This is a genomic window from Sporosarcina sp. 179-K 3D1 HS, assembly GCF_047228905.1.
GTDB lineage: Bacteria > Bacillota > Bacilli > Bacillales_A > Planococcaceae > Sporosarcina.
This window is the reverse complement of sequence record NZ_JBFEGI010000003.1, coordinates 382787-396794: the sequence shown is the minus strand read 5'-3', so window position 1 is coordinate 396794 and position 14008 is coordinate 382787. Positions and strand designations below refer to the sequence as shown.

Annotated in this window: 11 protein-coding genes; 8 read left to right on the top strand and 3 right to left on the bottom strand. The window is 46.1% G+C overall.

Annotated features, from left to right (window positions below; genetic code table 11):
* Positions 1–40: 40 nt before the first annotated feature.
* A complete protein-coding gene (locus AB1K83_RS07115) occupies positions 41–2686 on the top strand; it encodes a valine--tRNA ligase (RefSeq protein WP_413057458.1) in 2646 nt (881 codons plus the stop codon).
* A 99-nt stretch (positions 2687–2785) separates the two neighbouring features.
* Positions 2786–4210: an amidase gene (locus AB1K83_RS07110; RefSeq protein ID WP_413057457.1), complete on the top strand. Its 1425-nt coding sequence runs from the start codon at positions 2786–2788 to the stop codon at positions 4208–4210.
* A gap of 48 nt (positions 4211–4258) precedes the next feature.
* Here the strand turns inward: AB1K83_RS07110 and AB1K83_RS07105 are convergent, their stop codons facing one another.
* Genes AB1K83_RS07105 through AB1K83_RS07095 form a run of 3 tightly spaced genes read right to left on the bottom strand, consistent with a single transcriptional unit; the run spans position 4259 to position 6870 of the window.
* Entirely contained in the window at positions 4259–5200 is a 942-nt protein-coding gene (locus tag AB1K83_RS07105) for an MBL fold metallo-hydrolase (RefSeq protein ID WP_413057456.1), read from the bottom strand.
* Between the two features lie 12 nt (positions 5201–5212).
* Positions 5213–6007, bottom strand: a complete 795-nt coding sequence (locus tag AB1K83_RS07100; protein ID WP_413057455.1) for an ATP-grasp domain-containing protein — start codon at positions 6005–6007, stop codon at positions 5213–5215.
* Positions 6004–6870, bottom strand: a complete 867-nt coding sequence (locus tag AB1K83_RS07095; RefSeq protein ID WP_413057454.1) for an ATP-grasp domain-containing protein — start codon at positions 6868–6870, stop codon at positions 6004–6006. Before AB1K83_RS07095 ends, AB1K83_RS07100 begins: the two co-directional genes overlap by 4 nt.
* 72 nt (positions 6871–6942) lie before the next feature.
* On the opposite strand from AB1K83_RS07095, the gene AB1K83_RS07090 reads away from it, so the two are divergent.
* The 6 genes from AB1K83_RS07090 to AB1K83_RS07065 all read left to right on the top strand — a co-directional run bounded on the left by AB1K83_RS07090 (position 6943) and on the right by AB1K83_RS07065 (position 14003).
* Positions 6943–8172: a bifunctional folylpolyglutamate synthase/dihydrofolate synthase gene (locus AB1K83_RS07090; RefSeq protein ID WP_413057453.1), complete on the top strand. Its 1230-nt coding sequence runs from the start codon at positions 6943–6945 to the stop codon at positions 8170–8172.
* 97 nt (positions 8173–8269) lie between these two features.
* Positions 8270–9973, top strand: coding sequence for a sensor domain-containing diguanylate cyclase (locus AB1K83_RS07085; RefSeq protein WP_413057452.1), 1704 nt, complete (start codon positions 8270–8272; stop codon positions 9971–9973).
* 18 nt (positions 9974–9991) lie between these two features.
* Entirely contained in the window at positions 9992–11725 is a 1734-nt protein-coding gene (locus AB1K83_RS07080; RefSeq protein ID WP_413057451.1) for a GGDEF domain-containing protein, read from the top strand.
* Between the two features lie 344 nt (positions 11726–12069).
* On the top strand, positions 12070–12471 hold the full coding sequence (locus AB1K83_RS07075) for a type IV pilus modification PilV family protein (RefSeq protein WP_413057450.1): 402 nt from the start codon (positions 12070–12072) through the stop codon (positions 12469–12471).
* 10 nt (positions 12472–12481) lie between these two features.
* On the top strand, positions 12482–12859 hold the full coding sequence (locus tag AB1K83_RS07070; protein ID WP_413057449.1) for a type II secretion system protein: 378 nt from the start codon (positions 12482–12484) through the stop codon (positions 12857–12859).
* Between the two features lie 22 nt (positions 12860–12881).
* Complete coding sequence (locus AB1K83_RS07065; protein WP_413057448.1) at positions 12882–14003, top strand: hypothetical protein; 1122 nt, start codon at positions 12882–12884, stop codon at positions 14001–14003.
* Positions 14004–14008: the final 5 nt, after the last annotated feature.

Sequence of the window (14008 nt, the reverse complement as noted above, 5' to 3'; positions counted from 1 at the left end):
GAGTTTTTTTATTTCCAAAAAATCAAAGGAGGAATAACAAATGGCAAATGATGAATTAACGATGCCAACGAAATATGATCCCCAAGCGATTGAAGCAGGTCGCTATGAATGGTGGCTCCAAGGTAAATTTTTTGAGGCGCAGCCGGATAGTGGAAAGGAACCGTATACGATTGTCATTCCTCCTCCGAATGTCACCGGGAAACTTCACCTCGGACATGCGTGGGACACAACATTGCAAGACATCCTGATCCGGATGAAGCGAATGCAAGGATACGATGCGCTCTGGTTGCCTGGAATGGACCACGCGGGCATTGCGACGCAAGCGAGAGTGGAAGAGAAATTACGTGCAGAAGGGAAAACGCGCTACGATCTCGGCCGTGAAAAATTCTTGGAAGAGACATGGAGATGGAAAGAGGAATATGCAAGCCATATCCGTGAGCAATGGGCTAAACTTGGCCTCGGCCTCGACTATTCCCGGGAGCGTTTCACGTTGGACGAAGGTCTTTCCCGTGCGGTCCGCGAAGTGTTCGTCAAGTTGTATGAAAAAGGGTATATTTACCGCGGCGAATACATTATCAACTGGGATCCCGCCACGAAAACGGCACTGTCCGATATCGAGGTCATCCATAAAGATGTGCAGGGTGCCTTCTATCATATGCGCTATCCTCTGGCTGACGGCACGGGCAGCATCGAAATTGCGACAACCCGTCCGGAAACGATGCTTGGAGATACCGCGGTTGCGGTCCATCCGGAAGATGAGCGCTATAAGCACCTTATCGGTAAGATGGTAAAATTGCCGATCGTCGGCCGGGACATTCCGATTGTAGCGGATGATTATGTTGATATGGAATTCGGAAGCGGCGCCGTGAAAATCACGCCTGCCCATGATCCGAACGACTTCGAGATCGGCAATCGCCACAATCTTCCTCGAGTGCTTGTCATGAACGAGGATGGCACGATGAATAAATTGGCTGGCAAGTACGAAAGTATGGATCGTTTTGAATGCCGGAAGCAAATTGTGAAAGATTTGCAGGATATGGGTGTTTTATTTGAAATCGAAGATCACTTGCACTCGGTCGGCCATTCGGAGCGAAGCGGTGCTGTAGTTGAGCCTTATCTATCGACGCAATGGTTCGTCAAAATGCAGCCGCTTGCCGATGAAGCGGTCAAATTGCAGCAAGGCGAAGAGAAAGTCCACTTCGTTCCGGAACGTTTTGAAAAGACCTATTTGAACTGGATGGAGAACATCCATGATTGGTGTATTTCCCGTCAGCTTTGGTGGGGCCACCGCATCCCGGCGTGGTACCATAATGAAACAGGCGAAGTGTATGTCGGCCACGAAGCACCTACGGATAGCGAAAACTGGACGCAGGATAATGATGTCCTCGACACTTGGTTCTCCTCTGCACTTTGGCCGTTCTCCACGATGGGCTGGCCGGATGTTGACAATGAAGAATTCAAGCGGTACTATCCAACCGATGCCCTTGTTACAGGGTATGATATCATTTTCTTCTGGGTGTCCCGGATGATTTTCCAAGGCCTTGAATTTACCGGAAAGCGTCCGTTTGACGACGTCTTGATTCACGGCCTCGTCCGTGCAGAAGATGGCCGGAAAATGTCCAAATCGCTTGGCAACGGGGTAGATCCGATGGATGTCATTGACCAGTATGGTGCGGATGCGCTCCGTTATTTCCTATCAACTGGGTCTTCACCAGGTCAGGACCTTCGATATTCCAATGAAAAAGTGGAAGCTGTCTGGAATTTCGCGAACAAGATTTGGAACGCTTCCCGTTTCGCCCTCATGAATATGGATGGCATGACATATGAGGAAATCGACTTGTCTGGTAAAAAATCCGTGGCGGATGCTTGGATTTTGACACGTCTCAATGAAACGATCGAGCAGGTAACCAAATTGGCCGATAAATACGAGTTTGGTGAAGTGGGCCGTGCTTTATATAATTTCATTTGGGATGATTTCTGTGACTGGTATATCGAAATGGCCAAACTCCCATTGTACGGGGAAGACGAAGCGGCGAAGAAAATGACCCGTTCCGTTCTGGCACATGTACTCGACCAAACGATGCGTCTTCTACATCCGTTCATGCCTTTCATTACCGAAGAAATTTGGCAGAACTTGCCGCATGAAGGCGAATCCATTACAGTGGCCGCTTGGCCGGTTGTGGATCCCGCATTGTCCGACAAAACACGCGCAGCCGATATGAAGCTGCTCATGGACATCATTCGCTCCGTCCGGAATATCCGTTCGGAAGTGAATACACCGTTAAGCAAGAAAGTGCCGCTTTATATTTCCGCCAAAGACGACGCGACCGTTGCCGTGTTGGAAACGAACGAGAAATTTATCGAACGGTTCTGTAACCCGGAAACACTAACAATCGGAAAAGACATTACCGCTCCAGGGAAATCGATGTCTGCCGTTGTCACTGGAGCCGAATTGTTCCTGCCGCTGGAAGGCTTGCTCGATATTGAGGAAGAGCTCGCCCGTCTGACGAAAGAACTGGCGAAATGGGACAGTGAAGTGAAACGGGTCCAAGGCAAATTGTCCAATGAACGTTTCATGTCCAAAGCGCCTGAAAAAGTCGTCGCGGAAGAACGCGCGAAAGAAAAGGACTATCTAGAAAAATACGCTGCCGTTGAGCGCCGTATGCAGGAATTGAAAGAAATCTAATGAAAACATCCTGTCCCTTTATAGGGATGGGATGTTTTTCGTTTATTTAGAAAACAAGCTATTTCTCACAGTCTATGGTAGAATGAGAGGGCTTACAGTTTGCTGAACATTATGAAAGAAAGAGGGGATGTTGAATTGATTAATTATGGGACTATTCGTGAATTGAAAAAAAGGTATGAGAACAAAGAGATCTCGCCAGTAGAAGTGACGAAGCAGATGCTGGATCGTATTCATCAATTCAAGGACCTGAACGCTTTTATTACTATTAATGAAGAACAAGCGCTGCGGCAGGCGGAACTGTCGGAGAAAAAATATGCACTAGGCGAACAAATCGGATTCCTGGAAGGGATTCCAATTTCGTATAAAGATAATTTATATACTGACGGTTTGCGCACGACGAGCGGTTCGCACATCGATGAATCGTTCGTTCCGGATGTAAACGCGGGCGCTGTGGAAATCCTTCAAAGCGAAGGGGCGGTCAATCTCGGAAAGACAAATATGCATGAGTTTGCATTTGGCATTACGTCCAACAACCCTTTCTACGGACCGGCTAAAAACCCATGGAATCCAGAATACACACCGGGCGGTTCAAGTGGAGGCTCCGGTGCCGCGGTTGCCGCCTCTTTGGGAGTTGCGTCCATTGGCACGGATACGGGCGGCTCCATTCGTATCCCAGCGGCAGCATGCGGCGTAGTCGGATTAAAGGCGACGCATGACCTGATCGCTTCCTCAGGAGTGAAAAATATTTCTTGGACGCTGGATCATGTCGGGCCACTCGTGAAAAATATGGACGACCTTGCCGTTATGATGGAAGCACTGACAGGGGAAGACTATGCGGGTTTCCTCAATGAAGATATCCGCGGCTTACGAGTCGGCGTACCGAATAATTACTTGAATGAGCAGATGGATGAAGAAACTGCTGCACTCTATGAAAAATCGTTGGAACAGCTCAAATCTTTGGGCGCGGTGTTGGTGGAAGTAGATATTCCATTCACGAACGACGATCTCGGCCTATTGACGGTACTTGCCGTGTCAGAGGCGGGCTATGTCCATGATGCTTATATTGATAAGCCAGAGTCTCGTTTTGGAGCGGATGTCGGGGCCGTCTTGAAATCGAGCCGAGATATTTCCGCTTTGCAGTACATGCAGGCGTTAAAACGCAAAGAAGAAGTGCAGGAGCAATTCGAAGAGTTGTTCACGAAAGTGGACGTCATCGTATCCCCAGTAACACCGACATCCTCGCAGAAAATCGAAGTGGAAGAAGTGACGATCCATGAGCAGGCGGAAGATATATTTAGCGCGATGATCCGTTATCCATCCGTATTCAATATGACGGGACAACCAGCTTTATCGATTCCGCTCGGTTTCGGGGCAAATGAATTACCAGTCGGTCTCCATTTCGCGGCAGCCTCCTACTGCGAGCCGATCCTAATGCGTGCCGGCTTTGCATATGAACAGAACTTCCTGAAAGAGTTTTATGCCAAACGCGATCAAATGTTGGCGGCAGCACCGACATTATCTTAAAATAAAGAGCCATTCCACTGGGCACTCAGCCTGGTGAAATGGCTTTTTTCATTTCTGATAATAAATCCATTGTCCTTCTTCGAACTTGCGATCGCACTCTCCGGCACGACGCAAATACTCCAGATGGGCAATTGTTTCCCCGATGGCGAAGCGTGTTTCATGGACCGTCAATTGCATCTTGAACAAGCGACCGCAAGCCTCGTAGACCGTCGTAGCGTCGGTAATTGAACGCAATGTATCTTCCAAGCGGTCTTCGTGGTGCCGGATGATCTCATCGATCCGTCCATTGGCTCCGTGAAATGGTTTGCCGTGGGAAGGGATGACGAAATCGATATCCAGTCGCTTGATGCTTTCCAAAGAAGCCAAATAGGATTGCAACGGGTTATCATCCCCATGAAACCAATAGGAAATATTCGGTGTGATTTTCGGTAAAATGTGATCGGCGGAGATTAGGACACTTTCTTCCGCATTGTAAAAGCAAACCATGCCGTCCGAATGTCCAGGTGCATGAATGATTTCATATTCATACCGTCCAATGGGCAGCTTTTCACCTTCCTTGAAATAATGGCCAATGGTCGGGTACGGTGTGACGAGCGATGTAAACTCACCGGTGTTTCCGACCATTTCCCGTGCCATATGCTCGGGAATGCCTGACGTTTTATAATGCCCGTACAGATTCTCGACATAAGATTCTTCCCAGACAGTGAGGGCGGAGCGGGCGTCTATTTCACTCATGGAAACGCGCGCTCCGGTCCATTGCTGCAACTGGCCCGCATGGCCGAAATGGTCGGGATGATAATGGGTGATGAATAGGTCGGATACTTTCTTATTACCGATCCGCTCTTTCCATACATTTTGGGTGTATGTATTGTTCAAGCCGGCATCGATGACCGTCCAGCCGGTCTCTCCTTCCGCCATAAAACAATTGACGTGATTCAGGCGGAATGGCAAGTCAATCCGCACCGTCTCGATTCCAAGTTTCTCTAACATTCAATTTCCTCCTTAATTGGTAAGTTCCCGCTTTAGATAATCCATCAACCTTTCGGCGACGGAAAAATCATGTGTTTCGTACAAGGACCGTGCCCCGACGGGATCTTCGATTTCATTCAACAACCAACGGCCGTCCGGCAATAAAAGAAAGTCGATGCCGATATAATCACTTTTCAAGGCTTGTGTAATGGTTTGTACCTCATTTACTTGTAAATCGTTCAATTCGTATTTGGTAACGGATCCGCCGAGCGTAAAGTTGGATTTGAATGAATCATTTCCTTTTCGCAAGACAGCACCGAGCACTTCATTGCCAAGCATGAACACCCGGACATCTTGTGCATTGGATTCGACATAAGGTTGCACGATAATAAGGCACTCCCCGAACTGACGGAAAAAGGCTTCGGCATCATTTGGAGAGTGGCAGAGGAAGACCTCGTTCCCGCCATGCCCATCGACTGTTTTCAAGACAGATGGATAGGATGTGACATCGTCGCTGAAACGGATTTTCCTCGTCGGTACGGCGGGTATCCCGAGCAAGGTCGCCAATTCGAATGTCTTGAATTTATCGTTTGCAATCCGATTCACTTCAGACCGATTGAAAACCCGGATCCCTTCCGCTTCCCATCGGGCAGATTGGTCAGAGTTCCGCCTTCGGGACAGGATAAAGTCAATCGGTTCTTCCGGCAAGTCGTCACGCGTCCACAAATCCAGACAGATTCCGGCACTTTCTGCTTCATTCATTAAATCCTCGATAAATGCCCGGTTTCGTTCTGCATCCATTGAAGAGTAGGCTATTAAACCTCTCATTGCAGTTTCCTCAATATATAGGCAATCATGGCATCTGCAACATTGATGCCCGTTACATTGTAAATATTGCGAATATGGGCGGCGGCGTTCACTTCACAGACGAGGGGCTCTTCATTTTCCCCATACAGAAGGTCGACGCCTGCAAATTCGGCACCCACCGCTTTCGCCGCCTGCATTGCGATCTCTTGTTGCGCCGGCGTTAGGTCCACTTTTGTGGCACTGCCTCCATTCGTAATATTAGCGCGGAAATCAGTTTCAGATTTGCGTGCCATGGACGCGACAATTTCATCCCCTACGATATTCACCCGGATATCCCGCCCCCTGCTCGAAGCGACGAATTCTTGGAACACATAGTCGACGCCCCGCAAAGCATCCGTCCATTCAAAAAACTGTTCTTCCGTTTCAACCAAATAGACTTTCATTCCAAAAGATCCATGGCCTTCTTTAATGACCATCGGCAAACCAATTTCGTTTAGCACCTTTTCATAATAGCCCGATTCCCGGATAGAGAAGGTGGGATAGACTTTTGGCGCAATAATTGTTTTCGGCATCGGCAAGCCATACTTCGCCAGCTGTAAATATTGTTTCGCCTTATTGTCGCAAGTTTCGATGACATCCGGATCATTGAAGACAGGAATCCCCATATTTTTCAGAAACGAGGCAAGTAAAATATCCTTATCAAGAAAAACTATAAAATCAGGAAGATCCGTGAGGCCATTCTGCAAGTCCATCATCACTTCATAATTTTTTTTCGCGACAGCGAATATGCCAGCCCGTTCCGCCGCTTCACGCAGCAACTCTGCCTGATCGCTGAATTTATCGTTCGTCAGGCTCCCGTTATAGATTACCCAGCATGTACTCATTTGGCAGTCCCCCGACCATGCTATACTTGTAAAGTGTCTACACTATTGATTTTACCATATGGAGGGTTTCGAATGATTCCTAAATTAGATGAGTATAAAAAGCGTTGGAACATAGCAAGCGAAAACATGGTGAAACCCGGGTTGGAAAGTATTCGGGCCGCCTTGCGAAAAGTCGATGACCCGCATAAGAAATTGCAAGTGATCCATGTTGCGGGAACGAACGGCAAAGGCTCGACAATTGCGTTCATGGAAGCGATTTTGCGGGAGCATGGCTTTACGACCGGTGTATTTTCATCACCAGCGATTGTCGATATCCATGATCAAATCCGGCTAAATGGAGAGCCGGTGTCTGAAGAGGAGCTGAATCAATCGTTCCAATCCATGAACGAAGCCGGGCTGAGCGGAATGCTGACCGATTTCGAACTGCTCACCGCAGCCGCGTTCGTTACTTTCGGTCGCGTAAACCCCGACTTTGTCCTATTGGAAACAGGCATGGGAGGAACTTTGGACAGTACCAATGTCGTTGAGCCACTCGTTTCGGTCATTACATCCATTGCGTTGGACCATACAGCCATCTTAGGGGATACGATTGAAGAAATCGCAGTCCAAAAAGCGGGTATCATCAAACCGGATAAACCAGTTGTCACGGGCCCTTTGCCGATTGAAGCGATGAAGGTAGTTGCAGATATAGCCCGAAAGTCGGCAAGCCGGCTTTTAGTCTACGGAACGGATTTCTCCATGGAAGTCGAAGAGGTGGAGCGCTTCCATGGTACTGATATTTTTCAATTATCGGGCCGGAAGATGAAAGGACCTCACCAAGCAATTAACGCAGCGGTCGGCATCCAGTCGTTATTGACTGCCGGCGTCCCACTTGTAGAAGACAAAGTGAGCCGTGCCATAGCAGAGACCGGGCTGAAAAACCGGTTCGAGGAAGTGGCGCCGAATATCTTTGTTGATGGCACACACAATCCAGCTGCCGCCAAAGCGCTCGCCGAGACGATCCGGGAGACGTTTCCTGGAGAGAAAGTGGATTTTATTATCGGCATGTTGAAAGGAAAAGATGTACGAAGGACGCTCGATGAACTAATGCCTGTCGCGGCATCATTTTCTTTCCTGACCTTTCCGCATCCGCAAGCAGAAACCCCCGAGACGATGATGGAACAATGTAAACATCCGAATAAACGAGTGATAAATGAAGTTGGTAAGCATATACTACTACAACACGAAAACGGAAGAAAGAAAATAGTCACAGGTTCACTTTACCTTTTAATGGGTCTTTATAATCAAATAAGAGGAAAATAAGTCAAAATCTATAGTCGATAGATAGAGGTTATGATAGTATCATCTTACATTCATTATTGCCTATATTCGGAAAAATCAAAAGAGGGGTGGGTTGTCGATGGAAAATAGGGAAATGTCCGTTGTACGCAGTTTTTTCATATGGCTACTGCTAGTTCCTGCAGGTTCTATTTATCTATTTAAGAATCAACCACCCGTCGACCCGAATTGGTTAGCCGTCTTCCTATTTACCGCACTTGGGTTCCTTAGCATTTACTCCACGAAAAATCACAGGGGAAGACCTGTTTTTCTAGTACTATGGCTGACGATTCCTGCCTTTTTGTTGTACGGCATTTTCGTAGAAATGATGATTATGCAATTGGCAGTAACCGCGTTCCTCATTACGGATAAAAGCGAACGTTCGTTATGGTATCACTTTTTCTTTAATTCGTCAGTCGTATTTATCTTATCTATCACTGCTGCTGGCGCTTACCATATTGCTGGAGGCCAAATCGGTTCCGAGGCATTTTGGCCGACCGCATTTGCCGTTTTTGTTTACCAATTGACACACGCCGCCGTACATGACGGTATTTTGAGTGCATGCGGTCTTCTGAAGCGCGATCCATTGTCTTTTACAATGTTGGAAAATGCACTGATTCTTTCCAGGTTTTTTGTCATCATTCCGCTTGCCCTTTCTTTATATTTTTTAATTCAAACTATTGGTATGGGTGCGTTTCTGCTTCTCGGTATTCCCTTTTTTCTTATCATGATTGTTGTTCGGCTATACACGGACAACGAAAAAAGCAATTTCTACTTGAGAAAATCGGGAGCTATTGGACGTGAGCTATCGAATCTATTGGATGAAAATGAAATCATGGACCATTTCGTCAAAAAAGCTGCTAACCTCTTTAAAACAGAGTATGCCATGCTGTTCGACAATCACAAGAATTGGCTGAAAATTGCACGGTACTTCGATCGCAATCAGTATGTCGATGTGAACTTTGCCCCATTGGCGAGGGGACAGGGCATAGCTGGAAAGGTGTGGCAGAAAAATAAGCCCGTTATTTATCAAAACCGGGATGAATGGAATTATTTTACGATTAATCGGGCAGCACAAGACATGCAAAGCATGGTCGGAGTGCCGATCAACCGCAACCAAGAAACGGAAGCTGTGTTGCTATTGGCAGCCAAGAAGAAGCGGGCCTTTAACGACAACCAACTGAAAATACTTGATTTACTCTGTTCCTATTTCACCGTATCGATCGAAAAAGCACGCTATATGAACGATGCAAAACTTATTAGCGAGCGGTGTGCCTTGACGAAATTATACAATTATCGATTTCTGGAAGAGGAACTTGAGCGGGAAATGAAGAAAGTGAATGAGGGGAGCCTTACAGATCTCTCCGTCATCATGCTCGATATCGACCATTTCAAGAAGGTGAATGACACGTACGGGCATCAGGGCGGCAATGATATTCTTTGTGGGCTGGCGACCTTGCTGGCGACTGCGGCCCCCGAAGGTTGCACCGTGGGTCGATACGGTGGAGAGGAATTCGTCTTCATCATGCCGGGCTGGTCGAATGAAGAGACCTATGGATTCGCGGAAAACTTACGGTCGGATATTGCCTCTAGCGTTTTTCGGATTCAGTCGGATTTAAGTGAGGAAACGACGGCAGTGGAGGCGCAAATCACATTGAGTATCGGCATCTCATCTGCACCTCAGGATACGGACGAAGCCATCACCTTATTGCGCTGTGCAGACCGGGCATTATATATCGGTGCAAAACAGGCGGGACGAAATCGTGTAGCAACCTATCGGAAATGAAGGCCAGGGGGAATGGAAATGACGAAGAACAAACAGTGGTTTATATTTTTCGTATGGTTGGTAACCGTCCCATCGTTTTCTTTTGTTGCATGGCATAATTTCCCTTCCCGTAGTATTGATCCGGTCACCTTCCTGCTAATCTTTACAATCCTCATTTCTTTGGCCTTATTTCCCGTCTATGTGAATGAAATTAACATCACATTGGACCGATGGGTGATATTCGCGGTATTTTTCATGCACGGCGCGTTCATAGAAATGATAATGATGCAAGTCGTGTTAGTGTTCGTCCAATGGCGGACAAAATCGACTTTACCGCCTTTGTCGCGATTTTTCCTTAATTCATCGATGTTTGCGGCGATTTCCCTTGTAAGCGCTTCCGTTTTCCATTTCGTGGGCGGCACGTTGGGGTTCTCGGAATTTTGGCCGCTTGTCATGGCGGGCATCGTATATGCGGTCGTCTATACATTGTCGAATAGCGCACTTCTGGTACTGTTCTCCAAGCTGTCTGGAAGGCCTGTCCTAACCATGAAGAGGGCGATAGCCTGGGATTTTTTGATTACGATGGTATTATTACCGCTAGCTATTTCGTTCTGTATTTTATCAATGCGCCTCGGAAATATAGCAATTTTCCTGACCGGGGTCCCGTCTATCCTCATATTGCTCGTTGTACAGCTATATCATAAATCGGATCGCCTACAAGCGAAATTATCTTCTGCGACAGAAATTGGACACGAATTGGCAGGGCGGCTCAGGACGGAGGAAGTGTTCGAGACATTCATCCGGAAGCTGAGGGATGTCCTTCATTATGACCAAGCGTACTTATTTGATTTTTATGACCAGAAAAAAAGAACGTTTTTACATTGTTCCGATACGGGATTGCTAAAAAACGATACGTGCGGATTTACAGAAAGTCCCGCCGAACTATTCGGAGGACTGATCGATTTAGATGAAATCCGCATCTATCCGAATCGAAAAGCGGTGGAAGCATTGCACCCATTAGCTTTCGAACCGACAACGAGAAGTGTACTGACAGCGCCGATCCATTGGAAAGGGAAAACAGAAGGGGTGCTTATGGTAGCCTCCGATCGCCCTTATTTTTTCGGATCATTGGATAAAGAAATCATCCACCTATTGACCGGTTATTTTGCGACTTCCGTAACGAAAGCGAAACTATATGAGCGGACAGTGGAAAAAAGCGAACGGTGCGGATTGACCAAGCTGCACAACCTACGGCATTTATTAGGGCGTTTGGATGAAGAACTCGTCCGAATCAACGAAGGAGAAATCCAATCTCTTTCGGCCATCATGATGGACCTCGACCATTTCAAATCGATCAACGACACATACGGACACCAAAGCGGCAACGATATTTTGGTCGAATTCGCTAACTTGCTATGCGGATTTGCGGAGGAAGATCACGTGTTGGCACGCTACGGGGGAGAAGAATTCGTGTTGGTCATGCCGGGCATGGAGAAAGGGGAAGCCGTCCATCTAGCCGAGGCCATCCGCCAAAAAGTCGCGGACCATACCTTCCGCATCATCCCTGACCTTTCGGAAGACCAAGAACCCCTAGATGTTCATATCACCCTCAGTTTAGGCGTCGCTGCGATTCCCGAAGACGGTGAAGACGGAAACGGATTGCTGCGAAACGCGGACCGTGCGTTGTATATTGGCGGGAAGCAGGCGGGGAGGAATCGGGTGGGGGTTTATGGGGAGGGGTTGGTGGGGAGTTTGGTGGTTGGGGTGGAGTAAGTGGAGAAGCGGGCATTGGTGGGGCGCTCATAATTCCGCTAGAGCGATCATATTTCAGGAAAGGCGCTCATAACTTTGTTTAGCTGATTATAACTCGTGGGGAATGCTCATATGTTCACGTGAGCGCTTATAAATGTAGAAATTCGCTCATATAATTGGATAAGCGCTCATAAGAGGCAATGGCAGGCGTGATTATCCAAACGTAAATCAATTGGAAAAGATCGGGAGAACCGGTCTTTTTTTATTTTATAACTAATTTCCTAACACTCATGTTTTTTCGTGACAAAACTCATCATATCTATGATAATAGTATTAATAGATAGTAGAAGGGAGAGAGACGGACAATGCTGAATCATAAGAAGTTGCAATGCCAAAAAGGGCTGACTCTTGTTGAAATCTTAGCTGCCATCGTTATTCTTTCCATTGTTCTATTATCCTTCTCCAGTTTTTTTCTCCAATCCGCAAAAAATACGAAATATAATGAGAAGAAATTGACGGCCATCGAGATTGCGGAAGAAGTTGTGGCGGATATACGAACTATTTCTGATATTTCATCCCTAGATAACTTTTCTAAAATATCAACCGATCCTAATCCTATAGAATATGAAAACAATACAACTTACCTACCGCACAAAGTAAAGGTGAAGGTGGAGGATGGACCAGTTGGGAACCTAATGAAAGCAACCATAACAGTGTCCAGCGACGAAAACAGAAAACAATTCACGACCGAGATGTATTTTGAGTAGGGGTGATAGGATGAAAAACGAACGGGGCCTCACACTTGTCGAATTACTTGCCACCCTAGCCCTTATTGGTGTTATTTCTGCATTGATTATTGGAGTTCTCATCAACGGCATGAAAGCCTCGGAACGTTCCACTACCAGTCAACGATTGCAACAGGAAGCGAATTATATAACCGAGGTTGTGAGAAACGAATATTTACAATCGTACTATGATTATCTTGATGAGATAGAATTTAAGGTAGATGGAGATGCACTATTTATGAATGAAATCAGAATTTCTGAAGGGTTTTCTTATGAGAATCTATCTATCGTTGATGATACTTTTAGCTTGACGCTTAGTGAAAGGGACTATTCTTATGTTATAGAAACTACTTTCAGTAAACTAAATTAAATTGAAGAGAGGAGGAGTTTCCATGCAGAAAAATTTGAATGAGTTGGGGAACGCACTACTGCTGGTGCTTATGGTAATAGTAATCTTTTCAGTGCTCGGATTAGGTTTAATAACACTAAATGTTTCTGCGACAAAACAATTTGCCAAAAAGGAAGAACAGGTGCAAGCCCGTCACCAAGCTGAGATGGGGGTATTGCATTATAAGGCGGAGATTGATAAAGCTGTGAATGGATATATTCCCGAACTGTATGATGAAAGTGGTAACCTATATACCGAAGAAGATATTAGACAAAAGGTTTGCAGTAAAATAAAAGGAATCTCCAAACCAGAAAAAGAGGATAATTCATTTGAATATCATACAAAAGCCAAGACCGGCGAATGCAGTACGGGGCCAAATAACGGATTGATATATGAGTTTGCTAGTATTGGAAAGGCGGGAGATACAAATAAGGAAATCGAAGCGAAAATAGTAGTCGTTCCGGAGCCTGCCGCATTACCAGCCTTAGAAAATCCGGGAGAGGAAGATCATTCTAATGATAATTCCTTACCGTTCGAACAGCCTAAGATTCCCTCGGATACGAAGCCTAAATCGAAACTCCCGCCAAGCAATACGAAGGATAAATTTATAGTAATTAATGAAAAGGTTACTACTCATAAAGATAACCGTAAATATAATGGGACACTCATAATAAATGTAGAACCTGATAAAGATGCTTTTGAAATTAAAGGAGGGAAAAGTGATAACTTATACGTTGGAGGAGATTTTTATGTAGGAGGGAATGTGCATGTTCAAAACCACGCCTGCATGGTAATAGGCGGTAATATGACTGTTGATGGGTCTTTTAACTTTCAGGGAAACCCTGAATCCAACATAATTATTATTGGGGACGCTTATTTCTCTAAAATGCCAACATATAAAGAAAAAATAAATTTTCATGTAGTCGGAAAAACATATATTGGAAAACCTCCAATAGAGTACACAAGTGGGCTTAAGAACACTGATGCCTTAAAAAGCAGTTGCTACCAAAATTCCGGATTGCCAAATACCGCGGACCCTGACCCAAACCCTAATCCACCTACCCCACCTATACCATTGCCTGGGTCTTGGACTGTGGAAGGTTCTGTTAATGCAGAGTACAAATAAGGATT

Bases quoted from the DNA above. Each gene is read 5' to 3' on its own strand.
- AB1K83_RS07115 (WP_413057458.1), top strand. From the start codon at position 41: ATGGCAAATGATGAATTAACGATGCCAACGAAATATGATCCCCAAGCG.
- AB1K83_RS07105 (WP_413057456.1), bottom strand. From the start codon at position 5,200: ATGTTAGAGAAACTTGGAATCGAGACGGTGCGGATTGACTTGCCATTC.
- AB1K83_RS07100 (WP_413057455.1), bottom strand. From the start codon at position 6,007: ATGAGAGGTTTAATAGCCTACTCTTCAATGGATGCAGAACGAAACCGG.
- AB1K83_RS07095 (WP_413057454.1), bottom strand. From the start codon at position 6,870: ATGAGTACATGCTGGGTAATCTATAACGGGAGCCTGACGAACGATAAA.
- AB1K83_RS07090 (WP_413057453.1), top strand. From the start codon at position 6,943: ATGATTCCTAAATTAGATGAGTATAAAAAGCGTTGGAACATAGCAAGC.
- AB1K83_RS07085 (WP_413057452.1), top strand. From the start codon at position 8,270: ATGGAAAATAGGGAAATGTCCGTTGTACGCAGTTTTTTCATATGGCTA.
- AB1K83_RS07080 (WP_413057451.1), top strand. From the start codon at position 9,992: ATGACGAAGAACAAACAGTGGTTTATATTTTTCGTATGGTTGGTAACC.
- AB1K83_RS07075 (WP_413057450.1), top strand. From the start codon at position 12,070: ATGCTGAATCATAAGAAGTTGCAATGCCAAAAAGGGCTGACTCTTGTT.
- AB1K83_RS07070 (WP_413057449.1), top strand. From the start codon at position 12,482: ATGAAAAACGAACGGGGCCTCACACTTGTCGAATTACTTGCCACCCTA.
- AB1K83_RS07065 (WP_413057448.1), top strand. From the start codon at position 12,882: ATGCAGAAAAATTTGAATGAGTTGGGGAACGCACTACTGCTGGTGCTT.